This window comes from Streptomyces sp. HUAS MS02, assembly GCF_055702265.1.
Genome location: NZ_CM146747.1, coordinates 4,677,515 through 4,693,909 on the forward strand (window position 1 = coordinate 4,677,515; position 16,395 = coordinate 4,693,909).

Annotated in this window: 15 protein-coding genes; 7 read left to right on the forward strand and 8 right to left on the reverse strand. The window is 69.2% G+C overall.

Features of this window, described 5'->3' with window-relative positions:
- The first annotated feature begins 41 nt into the window (after positions 1–41).
- From ACZ9QC_RS20095 to ACZ9QC_RS20105, 3 genes are all read left to right on the forward strand, one after another.
- The gene (locus ACZ9QC_RS20095) at positions 42–1,130 is read left to right on the forward strand and encodes a Rieske 2Fe-2S domain-containing protein (protein ID WP_472921385.1); all 1,089 of its coding nucleotides are present in this window, start codon (positions 42–44) and stop codon (positions 1,128–1,130) included.
- A 133-nt stretch (positions 1,131–1,263) separates the two neighbouring features.
- Positions 1,264–1,614, forward strand: coding sequence for a hypothetical protein (locus ACZ9QC_RS20100; protein ID WP_472921386.1), 351 nt, complete (start codon positions 1,264–1,266; stop codon positions 1,612–1,614).
- Positions 1,615–1,858: 244 nt separating this feature from the next.
- Positions 1,859–4,294: an endonuclease/exonuclease/phosphatase family protein gene (locus ACZ9QC_RS20105; RefSeq protein WP_472921387.1), complete on the forward strand. Its 2,436-nt coding sequence runs from the start codon at positions 1,859–1,861 to the stop codon at positions 4,292–4,294.
- A gap of 66 nt (positions 4,295–4,360) precedes the next feature.
- Here ACZ9QC_RS20105 and ACZ9QC_RS20110 read toward each other — a convergent pair whose 3' ends face one another.
- The 4 genes from ACZ9QC_RS20110 to ACZ9QC_RS20125 form a co-directional block, all read right to left on the reverse strand.
- Positions 4,361–4,834, reverse strand: coding sequence for a carboxymuconolactone decarboxylase family protein (locus ACZ9QC_RS20110; protein WP_467331026.1), 474 nt, complete (start codon positions 4,832–4,834; stop codon positions 4,361–4,363).
- Between the two features lie 847 nt (positions 4,835–5,681).
- Positions 5,682–7,268, reverse strand: coding sequence for a serine/threonine-protein kinase (locus tag ACZ9QC_RS20115; RefSeq protein ID WP_472921388.1), 1,587 nt, complete (start codon positions 7,266–7,268; stop codon positions 5,682–5,684).
- 120 nt (positions 7,269–7,388) lie between these two features.
- A complete protein-coding gene (locus tag ACZ9QC_RS20120) occupies positions 7,389–8,240 on the reverse strand; it encodes a helix-turn-helix domain-containing protein (protein ID WP_472921389.1) in 852 nt (283 codons plus the stop codon).
- 16 nt (positions 8,241–8,256) lie between these two features.
- A complete protein-coding gene (locus ACZ9QC_RS20125) occupies positions 8,257–9,015 on the reverse strand; it encodes a DUF6879 family protein (RefSeq protein WP_472921390.1) in 759 nt (252 codons plus the stop codon).
- A gap of 376 nt (positions 9,016–9,391) precedes the next feature.
- On the opposite strand from ACZ9QC_RS20125, the gene ACZ9QC_RS20130 reads away from it, so the two are divergent.
- The 3 genes from ACZ9QC_RS20130 to ACZ9QC_RS20140 all read left to right on the forward strand — a co-directional run bounded on the left by ACZ9QC_RS20130 (position 9,392) and on the right by ACZ9QC_RS20140 (position 11,188).
- A complete protein-coding gene (locus ACZ9QC_RS20130; RefSeq protein ID WP_472921391.1) occupies positions 9,392–9,607 on the forward strand; it encodes a hypothetical protein in 216 nt (71 codons plus the stop codon).
- Positions 9,608–9,958: 351 nt separating this feature from the next.
- Positions 9,959–10,459 carry a hypothetical protein gene (locus tag ACZ9QC_RS20135; RefSeq protein WP_472921392.1) on the forward strand — a complete coding sequence of 167 codons (501 nt, stop codon included), beginning with the start codon at positions 9,959–9,961 and terminating at the stop codon, positions 10,457–10,459.
- A gap of 72 nt (positions 10,460–10,531) precedes the next feature.
- Positions 10,532–11,188 carry a class I SAM-dependent methyltransferase gene (locus ACZ9QC_RS20140; RefSeq protein ID WP_472921393.1) on the forward strand — a complete coding sequence of 219 codons (657 nt, stop codon included), beginning with the start codon at positions 10,532–10,534 and terminating at the stop codon, positions 11,186–11,188.
- 183 nt (positions 11,189–11,371) lie between these two features.
- Here ACZ9QC_RS20140 and ACZ9QC_RS20145 read toward each other — a convergent pair whose 3' ends face one another.
- On the reverse strand, positions 11,372–11,635 hold the full coding sequence (locus ACZ9QC_RS20145) for a hypothetical protein (RefSeq protein ID WP_467291273.1): 264 nt from the start codon (positions 11,633–11,635) through the stop codon (positions 11,372–11,374).
- Positions 11,632–11,949: a hypothetical protein gene (locus ACZ9QC_RS20150; protein ID WP_472921394.1), complete on the reverse strand. Its 318-nt coding sequence runs from the start codon at positions 11,947–11,949 to the stop codon at positions 11,632–11,634. The genes ACZ9QC_RS20145 and ACZ9QC_RS20150 overlap by 4 nt, the downstream gene beginning before the upstream one ends.
- Positions 11,950–12,104: 155 nt before the next feature.
- On the opposite strand from ACZ9QC_RS20150, the gene ACZ9QC_RS20155 reads away from it, so the two are divergent.
- A complete protein-coding gene (locus ACZ9QC_RS20155; protein WP_472921395.1) occupies positions 12,105–12,386 on the forward strand; it encodes a GntR family transcriptional regulator in 282 nt (93 codons plus the stop codon).
- Positions 12,387–12,416: 30 nt separating this feature from the next.
- On the opposite strand, the gene ACZ9QC_RS20160 is transcribed toward ACZ9QC_RS20155, so the two are convergent.
- Complete coding sequence (locus tag ACZ9QC_RS20160; protein WP_472921396.1) at positions 12,417–13,085, reverse strand: hypothetical protein; 669 nt, start codon at positions 13,083–13,085, stop codon at positions 12,417–12,419.
- A 111-nt stretch (positions 13,086–13,196) separates the two neighbouring features.
- Positions 13,197–16,394 carry a type I restriction endonuclease subunit R gene (locus ACZ9QC_RS20165; RefSeq protein ID WP_472921397.1) on the reverse strand — a complete coding sequence of 1,066 codons (3,198 nt, stop codon included), beginning with the start codon at positions 16,392–16,394 and terminating at the stop codon, positions 13,197–13,199.
- Between the last annotated feature and the right edge of the window lies 1 nt (position 16,395).

The window sequence follows — 16,395 nt, forward strand, 5'->3', positions numbered from 1 at the left end:
TTGAGGTGCTCGGATCACGTCGGCCCCCTAGCATCGGCGGCATGCGAATGCGTCGGAGCCATGACAACTGGGGCCGGGGTCAGGGTCGGGGTCAGGGGCCGGACCGTGATCCGCGTGCCGACGCGTATCCGATGCCGAGCGTGCCGTACGGGTGGTACGGGGTGCTGCGCAGCACGGAGTTGCCCGCGGGGAAGGTCGTCAGCCTGCACTACTTCGGGCGTGCGCTGATCGCGTTCCGTGGGGCGGACGGGCGGGCCACCGTGCGGGACGCGCACTGTCCGCACTACGGCGCGCACCTGGGCGTCGGCGGGAAGGTCGTGGACGGGACGGTGCAGTGCCCCTTCCACGGGTGGCGGTTCGGGGCGGACGGGCGGTGCGTGGAGGCGCCGTTCGCCGTGCGGACGCCCAAGGTGTCGATCGGCGGGTTCCCGGTGCGCGAGCACAGTGGGCTCGTCCTCGTGTACGTCGGTCCGGACGCGCCGGAAGCGCCGGAAGCGTTGGACGAATCGGGTGCGACGCCGGGTGCGACGCCGGCTGGAGTGGGCGAACCCGCCTGGGAGGTGCCGGAGATCGAGGAGGCGGGGTCACGGCGGTTCGCCTCGCCCATCGACGACACGTGCCGGGCGCGGATCCACGTCCAGGAGATGCGCGAGAACATCGTCGACGAGTCCCACTTCCACTTCATCCACGGGCAGAGCGAGCCGCCGGTCCAGGAGTGGCGGGAGGACGGGCCGTTCGCCGAGGCGCTCGGGACGATCAGCCGGCGCGTGTTCGGGTGGGACATCCACAACACCTTCGACGCGTTCATGTACGGGCCGGGTGTGATGGTCGTCCGGGTCCACGGCCCCGTTCTGTCGGTGACCGCCGTCGCGCTCAGCACACCTGTCGACGACCGCACGAGCGAGCTGCGGATGCTGTACTACCTGCGCAAACCACGCCGGTTCCCCTTCCTCACACCCCTGTTCAAGCTCGTCTTCCGGGCCGAGGCGCTGGGCGAGGTGCGCGAGGAGGTACGGATCTGGGACCACAAGATCCATCAGGCCCGGCCGGTACTGCTGCCCCACGAGAAGGGGATCAGGGCGCTGCGGCGGTGGTACGCGCAGTTCTATCCGGCACCCCGTGGAGGCTGAGCATCAGGCCCGGTGCGGCGGTCATCTCCAGGCCCTCGTAGGCGAGGGTGAGGTCGCCGACGGCGTTTGGTGGTGGAAGCGGCGGCTCGGGCTGAAGCCCTGGGCCCGGCCTGCGGGCCCTAAGCTCCCCCCCATGGAGCGATCCGAGATCATGCAGCGCGTCGTCGGGATTCTCACCGAGGCGGTCGAGGTACGGCGGCAGGCTCGCGAGAACCCCGGCGTCGAGGTGGCGTTGACGGGGGCCGTCTCCGCACTGCTCGTGGAGACCCTGCCCAAGATCGAGCTGCCCGCCGACGCCTCCGCGCAGGAGACCGCGCACATCATCACGGACGCCCTGGCACCGGCGATCGTGACCCTGGCCAACTGCTTCTCGTACGCCTTCGTCCACCTGGCCGAAGTACACGACGAGGGCCGGACCGACACGACGGCCGCGGACGTCCTGCGATCCATCTCCCTGCAGTTCGCACAGCGGGAGGGGGAGTAGGGAGGGGAAGCAGGAGAGGGGGAGGGAGAGGGAGAGGGGGAGCAGGGAAAGCTCCATCCCCCCGTTCGTTCCCGGGATTTAACCCGCCGCCCCTTGGCCACCAGCCCTCTACGCGCGTAACTTGAGCCGACTCCCCCCACACCATCGCTTCGGCGTGCCCGACGCCCGATGCCCGATGTACGAGGAGGCCCTCAGCGTGCCCATGTCCCCCAGGTCCGACAGACCCTCAGGAAGCGGCGCCCGTGTGCGTCGCGTCGCCCGTCCGCTGATATCCGTGGGCGCGGCCGGCGCGCTCGCGTTCGGCGTGCTGCCCGCCGCGTTCGCCGCGCCCTCGGCGAGCGCGGTCATCGGGGAGGTGTACGGCGGCGGAGGGAACTCGGGGGCGACCCTGGTCAGGGACTTCGTCGAGTTGGGGAACGCCGGGTCCGGGGCCTACGACCTGGCGGGCCACAGCGTGCAGTACCTGCCGGGGTCGCCGTCCGCGTCCTCGCAGTGGCAGGTGACCGCGCTGAGCGGCGCGATCGCGCCCGGCGGACGGTACCTGATAGCCGAGGCGGCCGGCACCGGCGGTACGACGGCCCTGCCGACCGCCGACGCCGCCGGGTCGATCGCGATGAGCGCCGGCAGCGGAACCATCGCCCTGGTCTCCGGGACCACCGCGCTGACCTGCAAGACCGCCGCCGAGTGCGCGGCGGACTCCCGCGTCGTCGATCTCGTCGGGTACGGCAGCGCAGTCGTCCGCGAGGGCTCCGGCCCGGCCGCCGGCGCCTCCAACACCGCCTCCGTCGCCCGTGCCGCCTCCCTCGCGGACACCGACGACAACGCCGCCGACCTCGCGGCCGGTACGCCCTCCCCCGTCAACTCGGCCGGTCAGACGCCGGGTTCGGGCGGCGGAGACGGGGGCGGAGAGGGCGAGGGCGGCGGCTCCACCGAACCCGGGCCCCTCCGCGTGCACGACATCCAGGGCACCACCCGGCTGTCGCCGCTCACCGGGCAGACGGTGACCCGGGTTCCCGGCATCGTCACCGGCGTACGGAAGTCGGGCTCGAAGGGGTACTGGATCCAGGACCCGCAGGCCGACAGCGACCCCCGTACCGGTGAAGGGGTGTTCGTCTACACCGGGTCGGCTGAGCCCGCCGTGGCGGTCGGGGACTCGGTCCTCGTCAGCGGCAAGGTCACCGAGTACTACCCGAGCAGCACCAGCCAGTCGGTCACCGAGATCACCGCGCCCACCGCCACCGTGCTGTCCGGCGGCAACGCGCTGCCGGCGGCCGTCACGCTGGACGCGTCGAGCGTGCCGGACGCGTACGTGCCCACGGCCGGCGGCGGCAGCATCGACGCGCTGCCGCTCGAACCGTCCGTGTACGCCCTCGACTTCTACGAGGCGCTGGAGGGCTCGCGGGTCCAGGCCGCCGACACCCGCGTGGTCGGCGCGACGACGGAGTACGACGAGGTGTGGGTGACGGTGAAGCCGCAGGAGAGCCCGACGCCGCGCGGCGGCACGCTCTACTCCTCCTACGACCAGCCGGGCACCGGCCGGCTGAAGGTGATGTCGCTCGACACCACCACCGCCTTCCCGCAGGCGGACGTCGGCGACGAGCTGTCCGGCACCACCAGCGGCCCGCTCGACTACTCCTCCTTCGGCGGCTACAACCTCCAGGCCACCCAGCTCGGCACGCTCGTCGACAACGGGCTGAAGGCGGAGCGGACCCGGCGGCAGAGGGGCGACGAGCTGGCGGTCGCCACGTACAACGTGGAGAACCTGGACGCGCTCGACGGGCAGGAGAAGTTCGACCGGCTCGCCGAGGGCGTCGCGGTCGGTCTCGCCTCGCCGGACATCGTCGCCCTGGAGGAGATCCAGGACGACAACGGGGCGACGAACGACGGGACGGTGACCTCCGAGGCCACGCTGACCCGGTTCACCGACGCCGTCCGCGCGGCCGGCGGCCCCCGCTACCAGTGGCGTTACGTCGCCCCCGAGAACAACCAGGACGGCGGCGAGCCCGGCGGCAACATCCGTCAGGTGTTCCTGTTCAACCCCAAGCGGGTCTCCTTCACCGACCGGACCGGCGACGCCTCCACGCCCGCCACGCCCACCACGGCCACGAGCGTGGTGAAGACCCGTAAGGGCGCCCGGCTCACCTACTCCCCCGGCCGGATCAACCCCACCAGCGACGCCTGGGGCAGCAGCCGCAAGCCGCTGGTCGGCGAGTTCGTCTTCCACGGCGAGCAGGTCTTCGTCATCGCCAACCACTTCGGCTCCAAGGGCGGCGACCAGCCCCTGCACGGCCGTTACCAGGAGCCGACCCGCAGCTCCGAGGCCAAGCGTCAGCAGCAGGCCGCCGAGGTCAACACCTTCGTCAAGGACCTGCTGAAGGCCGACCGGAACGCCAAGGCCGTCGTCCTCGGTGATCTCAACGACTTCGAGTTCTCCGGGACCATGACCGCGCTCACCGCAGGCGAGGTCCTGAACCCGCTGATCAGGACGCTTCCGGCCGCCGAGCGCTACACCTACGTCTACGAGGGCAACTCGCAGACCCTGGACCACATCCTGACCAGCCCGGCGGTCACCCGCTTCGACTACGACGTGGTGCACATCAACGCCGAGTTCGCGGACCAGGCGAGCGACCACGACCCGCAGATCGTGCGGATCGACGTGGGCAGGTGCCGCGGGAACTGACCGTTCCCCCGCCCACGACACACCACGACGTGGTGTGTCGTGGGCGGGGTGCGCGGCCCGCTCGTCTCAGCCGAGCATGCCCACCTGGTAGTCGCCGGCCGGCTGCCGCACCATGACGTTCAGCCGGTTGAAGGTGTTGATGAGGGCGATCAGCGCCACCAGGGCGAGGAGCTGGTCCTCGTCGTAGTGCTTGGCCGCGTTCTCCCAGACCTCGTCCGGGACGCCACCGGCCCCGTCGGCGATGCGGGTGCCCTGCTCGGCGAGCTCCAGCGCGGCGCGCTCGGCGTCCGTGAAGACCTTCGCCTCCCGCCAGCCCGCCACCATGTGCAGCCGCTGCGCGGTCTCCCCGGCGTGCTCGGCCTCCTTGGTGTGCATGTCGAGGCAGTACCCGCAGCCGTTGATCTGGCTGGCGCGGATCTTCACCAACTCCTGCGTGGCCTTGGGGAGTTCGGACGAGGCGATCACCTTGTCGGCGCCGACGAGGTGCTTGACGAGCTTGCCGGTGAGGGGGTTGGCGAACAGGTTCAGACGCGCTTCCATGGCGGGCTCCTTGTGCCGTCGTGTGCGGTGACAACACAAGGACGGGCCGGGTCCGCGCGGATGTGACACGGCCGCATGTGACGCCCGCCACGTCCTCCGAACACCCGTGGACAGGCGCACAGTCCCGTTCCGCGACGACAGCTTCTCGCTGTGATCGTGCGGGTCGTGCCGTCGGTGAAGGTGAGGGTGACCGTGCCGGGAGGAGACCGTAACGGTCGCCGCGGGGCCACCAGGCGGTCCAGCGGCCGTCCTGGACGGTCGCCGCGACGGTGTGGCCGCTGTCGCGGACCGTGACCTTCGTGACGTCCGCACCGACGAACGCGACGAGGCAGTTGAGCAGTCCGTCGCCCTCGCCCCGGGAGCCGTAGGTGTCCAGTTCGACGCCGTCGGCGGGGAGGTCGAGCACCGGGGAGACGGCCATCGTGGTCCGCCCGCCGTCCGAGCCGGACAGGCAGTAGACCGCATCGCCGCCCCGGCTGACGACCATCGAGGCCACGCTGCCCAGGATGTCCGCGTTGCTGACGACGACGGGCCAGGAACCGTAGTCCTCCGTCGCGTCCAGGCACTCCTTCTCGGCGCCCGAGCCCTCGGCGCCGGCCGCGTCCAGGCTGCGGGGCGTGCCGGTCCAGCTCGCCAACTCGGCGCTGGCTCCTTCCGTGGCTTCTGCCCGTATGTGTCCACGACGGCCACAGTTGCAACGGGAGAGTCTTCCCAGAGGATGTAGCCCCTCGGTCGTCGGACGGTCGCCCCGGACGCGCACACGAAGAGCCGGGCCCCGCTGCGGAGCGGAATTCCCTCGGCTACAGAGCGGCATGGTTGGGGCGATGCTGCTTGTGGAGGAAGCGGGTCAGGAAGCCGAACCGTCGAGGTCGAGGCGGATCACGGCGAGCGCCTCGGCGATCTCGACGGTCATCTCGTCCTCCGGGCCGAACACCATGCACATGTCCTGGTGGAGCGGTTCGAGGATGTGCCGGGCTTCGGCGGCCCGGCCCTGGGCGAGCAGCAGCATCCCGATGTTGTGCCGCAGCTCCACGGCTTCCTCGCTCACGTCGCTGTCGACGGCCCGCACGACGTTCAGCACGCCCTGGAGCGCGGCGAGCGCGTCGGTGACCTGGCCGAGTTCGGCGCGGCACCGGGCCGCCTGGGCGCGGCAGGCGCGGGCCTGCTCGCCGGTGGGTCCGGCGATGCGGGCGTACGCGTCGGCGAGGGCGTCGAACTCCGGCAGGGCGGCCCGGTAGTCGCCGCCGAGGAGGCGGATCGCCGCTCGCTGGCGGCGCAGCGCCAGGACCTGCCTGCTCTCGGAGCCGAGGGCGAGGGCGGCGGGCTCGATGACCTCGCCGAGCACCTCGGCGGCCTGCGCGAACCGCTCCTCCTCCAGCAGGGCGTCGGAGTGGGCGTACGCCTCCTTGATGTCCTCGCGCAGCCGGGCAGGGACGGGCGCCGGCGGGGCCCCCGGGAGGACGGCCGTCGGTGCCGGACCTCCGGGCGCCGGGGCTTGGGCGCGGGCGCGGGGCGCGAAGGGGTGACGAAACACGCCCGTGGGGTCGGGCGCGCCGGCCGGCCCGGCGTCCGCCGTGCCGGGTTCCTGGCCCGGCGGCGGGAGGAACGGCAGCAGCCGCGCGTACACCTCCTGCGTGTCGGCGGGCCGCGCCTCGGGCGCCTTGCGCAGCAGGTGCAGGACCAGCTCCTCCAGCGCCTCGGGGACGTCGGGCCGCAGCTGCCGAAGCGGGGTGGGGGCGGCGTTGACGTGCTGGTACATCAGCAGGTACTCGCTCTCCGCCTCGAACACGAGCCGCCCGCTGAGGAGTTCGTGCAGCACACAGCCGAGCGCGTACAGGTCGGTCTGCGGGGTGATGCGTCCGCCGCGGACCTGCTCGGGCGACATGTACTGGTGGGTGCCGATGGGGCTGCCGGTGGCGGTCAGCTTGGTGACGTCGGTCCGCAGCATCGCCGCGATGCCGAAGTCGAGGACCTTCACGGTGCCGTCGCGGGCGACGAGGATGTTGCCCGGCTTGAGGTCCCGGTGGATGACGGGCACGTCGTGTGCGTACGACAGCACGGTCGCGACCTGCGCGGCGACGGCGGCCGCCCAGCTGACCGGCAGTGGCCGGCCGGGGTCGAGGTAGGCGGACAGCGGTACGCCGTCGACGAGCTCCATCACCAGGAACAGCCGCTCGTACGACGCGTCGAGCACCGCGTCGTACACCTGCGGCACACCGGGGTGCTGGATGCGCGCGGTGATGCGGGCCTCGCGCCGGAAGCGCTTGGCGAACTCCTCGGCTAACTGCGGGGAGGTGACCGAAGCCTGCCGGATGAGCTTCACGGCGACGGGCCGGTCGAGGACGGCGTCGTAGCCGCGCCACACGTCGCCCATGCCGCCGTGGCTGAGCTCCTCCAGGAGTTCGTAACGGTCGGAGATCGCCTCCTGCGGCACCTTGCCCCCGGTGTGCGTGATGAACAGTCACGGTCAGGGGTCAAGTGTGACCGCTGCGTCAGGATGCCGTCCAGCGGTCGCGGTATGACGGGGGCAGGGCGCGTCGCTCACATGTCGGCGTCAGGGTGAGCGCAATGTTCGTCGTGCCGCGCTGACGAGGTTCTGGGCGTCAGCGCCGTACACGGCGGACTCCCGGAGCGTCTTCCAGGTCCGCAGGTACGTTTCCACGCTGGCTGCGTCGTCGATCCACAGCTCCGCGTGCCAGTTCTCGACGATCACCTGACGGTCGTCGTAGATCCAGAATGCGGTGGCCGGGGGGATCTTGAGCGAGGCGGACAGCGGGATGATCCCCAGCTCGACCGTGTCCAGACCGATGACTCCTGAGAGGCGGTCGAGCTGGGCCGCAAGCACCGACGGTGGACAGATCAAGGCGTGAAGGGCGGCTTCCCACAGGAGGAGGCGGAAGTGTTTCGAGGAGTCGTACAGCGCTTCTTGCCGCTTCATGCGGGACCGGACTGCTTCCTCGGTGTCCCGTGGCGATCGCTGTAGCTCCGCGTATCTCGTGAAGATCGACCGTGCGTAGTCCGGAGTCTGGAGAATTCCGAAGATCATGGAGGACTCCCAGCCGCGGAACACCGAGGCGTCGGCATGAGCGCTCAGGTGGGTGTCCTGGACCGCCTTGTGCCCCGAGGCCAGCTGACGCCGCCATGACCTGATGTGGGACTCGAAGCCCCTCAGGCGGGCCAGCAACTCGTCGTACGCCTCGGGCCGACCGGTCGCCTCGGCCCACTTGCGCAGGTCGTCGGGTGTTGGAGTCTGCCTGCCGTTCTCCAGCCTGCTGACCTTGGACTTGTTCCACCCGTACTGCTCGGCGAGTTTCGTACCGGTGAGCGCGCGTCCAGGGGCGGAGAGCCGGAGTTCGCGCAGTCGTACCCCGAGAGCTTCTCGTGCCTGCTGATAGTCAGTGCTCACCGGTACGCACCTGTTTTCAGTCCTCCTTCGCTGTCAGCCGTGCCGCGAACTTCTCGTACGGGATGGCGTGGTGCATCGCCGCGTCACGCGTCATGGCGTACCGCAGGACCGCCACGGGCTCCGTGACCAGTTCGACGTTGACCAGGTTGTCCGCGTCGTCGAAATTGAGCAGTGCGACCAGTCGGGAGTCGAAGATCCAGAAATCTTCGGTGGGCAGGCTGAGTTGGTTGGCGTCCACACGCCGGAGATTGAAGATCTTCTCGCCGACGGCGCTGTTGCGGCGTGCGTTGTCGAGCAGATAGAGCTGCCCGGTCGTCGGTGGGTTGTCGACGATGCGGACACGTTCGAACCGCTTGCCGAGCCCGGTCTGCTCGCGGCGCTCGGCACACCACTCGGCATCGACGCCCGCCCAGTTGACGGGCTCGCCACGGGTGAACTGCGCGTATGTGTCAGTGAGTTCGTCGGACGCGTACCGGCGGCGGCTCTCCAGGCGCCAAGCCGTGTGCTCGAACTGGGTGAAGAGCCGGTCGAACTCATCCAGCCCGATGATGTTCGGCACGCGAGTGACCTCCTTGGGCGCGAAGTCGACGAGCAGTTCCCGTGGCACCACGATCGGCACCTCCCCCTCGTTGAGGTGCTTGAGCTGGGCCACGTCGTCAGCCTCGGTGAGGGGCGGGCCGTGCACGATGAACTCGCCCGTGTCGAGGTCTTCGTGAAGGGACGGACACCCGTTGACGCCGCTGCCCGTGCCGTTGAATCGCAGTCGTCGGGCCATGATCACGTCCTTCTGCTGGGGGAACTGGTCTCCCAAGCCTTCCCGAGGTCAGCGCCTTCTGGTGGGGGTTCCGTCCACCTGAATCAGCAACCTTGCGCAACCTTGCCGGGTAGTCAAGCAACTTCGCGCAACTTCCCTGGCGGCCATCAACAGCACCTCCCTAGCGTCCTGTTCATGCCTACGACGGAACTGCGGGATGTCGACCCGCACGCGGCAGTGGAGTCTCTGCGAGCGGCGCTCACCGAGGTCGGGATCGTCTGCCCTCCCTTGGCGTCGACTTCGCGAACCCCGACCTGAAACTCGTCGAGCTGAGGCGCGTCCGCGCCGACGTGGCTGAACGACTGACGGAAGCACTTCGGCGAGGAGGCCGTGAGTGATGGCGAGGCGGGAAGGGAGTGGTGCCCTTGTCGTCGACACGACGACAGACAAGATCGGCTACGTGATGGGGCACGCCGGCCCCTATGTCCAGCTCCGGCCTCCCGGCGGCGGACGCGAGTGGGACGCGGACCCCGACGCCATCCGGCAGGCCACGGACACCGAAGTGCTGCGCGCTCGTGTGACCGAGATGAACCGGGCAGAGCGCCTCGGATGACCCCGTGCCCGCCACCGAGACCTTGCCCCTGTCGGTCGAGTACGCGCTCGCCACCACCCAACTACGCGGAACCCTCACCGCGGGTGCCGCCGGACCGAGGACATCTCGCTGCCCCACCACGCACATGACCGTCAGCAACCCACGCCCGCCGGTACGCCCGGGGCAGCTCCTCCAGGTCCTCGCTGACAGGGCCCCTCGACATCAGCCCACCCCCGACACCCGTTCCGTCGAAGGACCACACACCTCCGGCGGGGTGGGTCTCCAGCCCCCGCCCCAGGTACCCACCCTGCACAGGCTGAGCCGGGGGCGGGTTACCGGCACGGCACGACACCTCCCAGAAAGGGAACGTCCATGACCGTCCTGCTCGACAGCCTTTCCCACACCCGCACCAGGGAGCCCAAGGATCTCCTCAACGCCGTCCAGCCCCACGTCAAGCACCTGACGATCAACGTGCTGGACTGCGGCATGACCATCTGGGACCGCGAGGTCGCCCTGCTGCTGCGCGACCACACCATGGTCCGCGACATGGCTGAGCGCATCCTCGGCAACGCCGTCATGTACACCATCGGCTGCATGGAGCACCCCGAGGTCCACCTGGGCGTCGGCAAGCTCGTCGACATCGGCGTTCACCAGCTCATCCTCGACACGCCGGTGTGGTGGGCCCTCTGCGAGGTGTACAACGAGGGCCGTTACAAGCACCACGCCCCGTTCATCGAGCGTCGGCGCGACGGCCTGTGCCTGCGCACGGCGGACTTCCTGAAGTCCATCGGATTCAAAGTCGACGAGGAACTGTGGGCGATCGACGGCACGGACTGCTCGCCATGTGACAACAAGGTCCCCGACAGCCACTGAACGGTCCTACGCTGGCCCCTGTCCTCGGTCCCCCGGGAGGACAGGGGCCAGCCCTTTCGAAGAGGAATCGCCTTGCCCGCACAACACGACATCGCCGCCGAGACGGAGCTGTGGGACACTTTCGCCGCTTCCGCCTTCAAGGACGATGTGGAGCCGAGCTTCTGCTGGACCCAGTACGCCGGTCACGGACCCGGTCCGGAACTACTCGGCGACCCATGCTCCGTTCTGGAAATCGGCTGTGGCACCGGCCGCGCCCTCGCCTACCTCGCTGAACGCGGCATCACCGCCCGGGGAGTTGACCTCTCTCCCGTCATGGTCAAGAAGATCACCACGAAGTGGGCCAGTACCGGGGCGGAGTTCGTGTGCTCCGAGGTCCTGGAGTACCTGAAGGAGCACGAGGACGCATACGACGCCGTCTACTCGATCTTCGGGGCCGCTTGGTTCACCGACCCGGGCCGTCTGTTCCCCCTTGTCCGTCAGCGGCTCAACCCCGGCGGCGTCTTCGTCTTCTCGCAGCCGCCGGCCATCCCCGGCGCGTACGGGCCGCAGGGCATGTACAAGGGAGGTTTCGCAGGCAAAGCGATGTTCACCTACCGCTACAGCTACCGCCCGGCGGTATGGGAGCGCCTGCTCTCTCGGGCTGGGTTCCACACAGCCGACGCCCGGATACTCGATGCCCCGCATCCCGGGCACATCGGAACGCTCCTCGTACGAGCAGTCGCACCGTGACCCTGGGCGGTGCATCACGGTCTCATCCGGGAGCGAGGCGGACAGCCGAGCGCCGCGCGTGCGAGAAGGGGGCCGACCGGATGCGGACCTGAGGTCAAGGAGCAGCGGGGGATGTGGGCCGGTGGCGCCCAGGGACTAGCCCTCCGGGCGCCACCGGCCTCAAGGTGAAATACCTCTACGTCGTCACTCCAGGTCGGTCGCGATGATGCCGACGCATTCTTCGAGCGCGGCGTGCAACGGCGTGACGAAGGCGGCGAGTTCGGCGTCCGACGCCTTCCCTACCTCCAGCACGGCGCCGACTACCGTCACCAGGACGGCGGCGGCCTTCAGAGCGTGCGCGTCGGCCAACTCCTCAAGACGGCCGCCGGGGCGCGTGACCGCCAGGGCCTCCTTGCCGGTGGCCGGGTCGAGGCCGAGACTGCGCAGACGCGGCGCACTCGTGCTCATACGGCGACCTCCCACGGAACCGGAACGTAGTCCTGCCCCAGCGTCGCCAGGACCGCCGCCCGGCGCCGCTCGCGCTGAAGGCGGCGCCAGTCATGTTCGTCCCGCTCGCGTTCCCATTCGACGACGTACGGCCGGACCAGGGGCATGCCGTCGGCGGTGATGACGTCCGCGGGGTGCGGACACGTGATCACGGGCGGGGGTTCCGGAGCGGGCGGACAGGGGGTGAGGGGCAGTGGTGGTGGGGGTGCCGCGGAGCGGTGGGTACCGCGGGCGGGCAGGAAGAGGGTCAGAATCGCGGCCAGTAGGCTGCGCATAGGTCGACTCCCAATCAGTCGGCTCAGCCCCGGCATGGAAGCTCTCACCCTTCCAGCCGGGGCGTTTCTTTGGGCCATGGTATCGCCTTGTATCGATTCGTCGCGAGACGTATCTCAAAGAGCGTGAATCAGTCGGCTTGCCTAGCGTCGAGTCCATGAACCCTGATGCTGAGATCGACCATGGCGCGCCGCTGACCCCGTACCGGCAACTGGCCGAGATCCTGCGTGGGCAGATTCAGCGCGGTGACTGGCAGCCCGGGCGGATGCTGCCGAGTGAGGCTCAGCTTGTGCAGCGCTACGGGATCGCGCGTACGACCGTGCGGCGGGGGCTCGGCCTGCTGGCCGACGAAGGCTGGGTGTACGCCGTGCCCCAGCGGGGGTGGTTCGTCACCGACCCCCTGCCGCCCTCCGCCGAAACCCCCGCCCCCTCCGCATAGCCAAGCTTGGTCGGGCCTGATGCGGCGCTGCTACTTCACATCTTTGGCCAGGACTGCGACGGCAACCCTGCCCACCACCCTCGTCAGTACGTAGTTGGTCGAGCTGCTGAAGGCGACACCCACGCCGACCGGAATCGCCTTGGCCATCGCCTTCTGGGTGAAGGTGATGGACACCCGCTTGAACAACTGCTTGATCGTGACCAGGGCGGGCCCCGTGAGGTACTGGTAGACCAGCTTCTCGGCGATCTTCTGTACCGCCGCCTTGCCCCCCTTCGACGCCAACTGTTCCGCCGAACCCGCCAAGGCGAGGGTGAAGGCGAGGTGTTTCTTGTCCTCGGCGCTCAGCTCGGTCTCGAACACCTCGACCAGGCACATGCACATGTCGACCTGGAGCTTGAGCGCCACGGCAACGTCGGTGGCACCACCGCCGAGGACCGCGACCGCGGTTCCGACCCCCGGAATCACACTCGGGGCGGCGGTGGCAGCCCCAGCGGCTGCCGACATCTTGGAGTACCGGCCTATGATCTTGGCCGCGATCCGGCGCTTGTCCTCCAGGCTCTCGGGCTTCCGCTCGTTCTTGTCCTCGAAGGACACGCGGTAACCGTCCACGACCTTGGCGGCCGCCGCCGGTGTCATGACGATGGTCTCGACGGCCTTCTGGAGCCGAGACCCTGCGGGCTCGTCCGACGTGTTGCTCATGTACCCCTCCCCATTTGTTGCACCTCATGGCGAGGGCAACCCGTACTTCCGGCTGTACTGGCGACGTACTCGAAGGACGCCCCGGTCGGCCACCCGGCCGGGGCGAACACGTCAGATGTCGTCGTCCAGGCCCTCCTCGCGGCGGATCATCCGCCAGGCCGCCTTGCGGGCGCTGCGGTCCAGGCTGGACTTGAAGCCCTTGTCGGGGCCGAAGTACTGGCGGCCCATGCCCGCGATGGTGTCGATGTGGTCGGCCATCTTGTCCGCGAAGACGTTGTCGAAGACGAGGCCGAAGTTCTCCTCGTCGTTGACGACGGCCGCCGCCCGCACCTTCGGGTCGGCCTTGGCCTCCTCGAACGGCCGGATGACGTCCTGCTCGGTGAACTCGGTGCCGAACCGTTCGTTGAACTTCTCGATCAACTCGGAGAGCAGCGACTTCTCCGCCTCCTTCGCGCCGCCCGAGCCGTCGCCGAAGCCCGGCATCGTCGCCGGCCCCTCGGGGGTGAGGGAGACGTCGTACTCGCCGGTCTTCTCCACCCGCAGATGGCTGAGGTCGACCTCGCCTATGTCCACGCCGCCGTCCGCGCGGCGCGGCAGCCGGTTGAGGAGGTAGCGGCCGTAGAGGTGTAGCCGCTCCAGCTCGGCATCCTGGTAGGGGACGATCTGGGCGAGGAAGCCGTACTTCCTGACGTAGTCGTTGAGGTCGGCGCGGAAGCCCTCCGCCGTCTCCTGGTCGTCTTCGTCCTCGCTTTCGAGCAGGTGCGTGAAGCGGGCGACCGCTGGGGACAGCAGCCGGTACAGCTCGGCGTGCAGCTTCTCCCACTTGGACTGTGAGCCCGCCGCCTTCTCCTTGGCGGCGAAGTACGCGGCGGCGAACTCGTCCATCTCCTGCCCGGACAGGATCGGCGCCTGCATGACCCGGCTCTGCGCGGTGTAGAGCAGGTTGGGGTCGGAGGGGAGGGTCATCGCCTCCTCGAAGTACGGGCGGAAGGAGTCCTGTATGTCGTTGGCGTCGTTGACGAAATCCAGGACCGCCAGGTCGGCCTGGGTCTTGCGCTCGGCGGTCCGGTTCAGCCGGGACAGGGTCTGGACGGCGGAGATGCCGGTCAGCGTCTTGTTGACGTACATCGTCGTGAGGAGCGGCTGGTCGAAGCCGGTCTGGTACTTCTCCGCCACGACCAGGATCTTGTACTCGTGCTGGCCCGGACCGCCGGCTCGGGCGGCCTTGTCGTCGGCACGCGTGTACGCGAACGCCTTCGGCAGCGCGCTCTCCGACAGCCCGCCGTTCTCCTTCGGCTCGGTGGTCTCCTCGCCGTCGATGGTGAGCGAGCCGGAGAAGGCGACGAGGACGCCCAGGTCCGGGTACTTGGTGTCGTAGTCCCGGTCCTTGATGTAGCTCTTGATCGCGCGCGCCATCTGCACGGCGGACTGCCGCGAGGCGGTCACCACCATCGACTTGGCCCGCCCGCCGAGACGGCCCCGGCTGTGCGCCACGAAGTGCTCGACGATCACCTGGGCGTGCTGGGCGACCGTCGAGTCATGGGTCAGCGCGTACCGGGCGAGCAGGCCGTTCGCCTTCGACGGGTCGACCTCCCGCTCGTCCGGATTCTGGTTCACCAGCTTCCAGTACGTGTTGTACGTGACGTAGTTGCGCAGCGGGTCGAGGATGAAGCCCTCCTCGATCGCCTGGCGCATGGAGTACGTGTGGAAGGGCCGGTAGGTCGCCTTGCCGCCGATGTCCTGGAGCGTGCCGAAGAGTTCGAGGGTCTTGGCCTTCGGCGTGGCGGTGAACGCGAAGTAGGAGAGGTTCGCGGCGCGGGAACGCTGCTCGGCCCGCTTCTTGAGTTGCTCGTCCAGAGTGGCGTCCTCTGCCTTGACCGTGGTCGCGCCCGCGTCGTCCGAGTCGGAGTCCAGGCCGAGGTCGCGCAGGGCGGACCGTACGGCGGTGGCGGCGTCGCCGGACTGCGAGGAGTGCGCCTCGTCCACGATGATCGCGAAGTGACTGCCCCGGATCTCCGTGGGGTTGCGCTGGAGGTAGTCGAGCAGGGCCGGGAACGAGTGCAGGGTGACCGTGACGATCTTCCCGGTGTCGCGGGAGAGGGCCTTGGCGAGTTGCTCGCCCTTCGCCCCGTGCTTCTCGTCGATCTTCACGACGAGACCAGCGGTCTGCACGAAACTGCCGACCGTTTCCCGGAGTTGTGCGTCCAGGTTGCGGCGGTCGGTGATGACGATGACCTTGTCGAAGACCGGCACGCCCGGCTTGAGGCCCTTGGCGACGGCCTCGGGGTCGAGTTCGCGGGGGTCGGTGGGGGTGTGCAGGTCGCTGAGGCGGTGGGCGAGCCAGCCGATGGTGTTCGACTTGCCCGAGCCAGCCGACGCCATGACCAGGTAGTCGTGGCCGGCGCCATGGGTGGAGGCATGCGTGGTGAGCTTCTTGACCACGTCCCACTGGTGGAACCTGGGGAAGATCATCGTCTTGGTGGTGCCGCCGCCGGGCGACTTGCTCTTGTGCAGGTGAACGAACCGCTGGAGCAGGTCCAGCCAGTTGTCCGGCTGCCAGACCTGCTCCCAGAGGTAGGAGGTCGCGTACGTGCCGAAGGCGGTGGGGGCCGGGTTGCCTGCGCCGCCCGGCTGACCGGGGCCGTTGGAGCCGGTGTTGAAGGGGAGGAAGCGGGTGTTCTTGCCCTTGAGCTGGGTGGCGACGAAGACCAGGTCCGGGTCGACGGCGAAGTTCGCGACGACGCGACGCGTGAAGATCAGCTCGGTGGGGTCGCGGTCGGTGCGGTACTGCTCCTTGGCCTGCTCCACCCCTTGCTTGGTCAGCGGATTCTTCAACTCGGCCGTGGCGACCGGGATTCCATTGAGGAAGAGGGCGAGGTCGAGCCGGTTGCCCCAGTCGGCCTGCTTCGTCGCGTATTCGAGTTCGCGGACGACGGTGAGGCGGTTGGCCCGGTAGCCGTCCAACACGGAGTCGTGGGCGACGAGGTTCGGTTTGAAGTACGCGATGCGGAGGTGTACGCCCCGGTCCTTGACGCCGTTGCGGAGGACATCGAGGAGCCCGTTGGTGGCGATGGCCTGGTCGAGGCGACTGGCGAACCCACGCTGCGCCTCGTTCGGGTCGCCGCCGTAGACGGTGAGCAGCTCGTTCCACTCGTCGGGCTGGGTCGCCCCGATGAAGGTGAACAACTCGTTGGTGTCCAGGCCGAGATCGGCCTCATAGTCCTGCGGACGGGCCTCGCGCCAGCCGCGCTCGACCATGGCGGCGACGATCGCGTCACCGAAGGCGGACTCCGTGTGGATGGGGCTCATG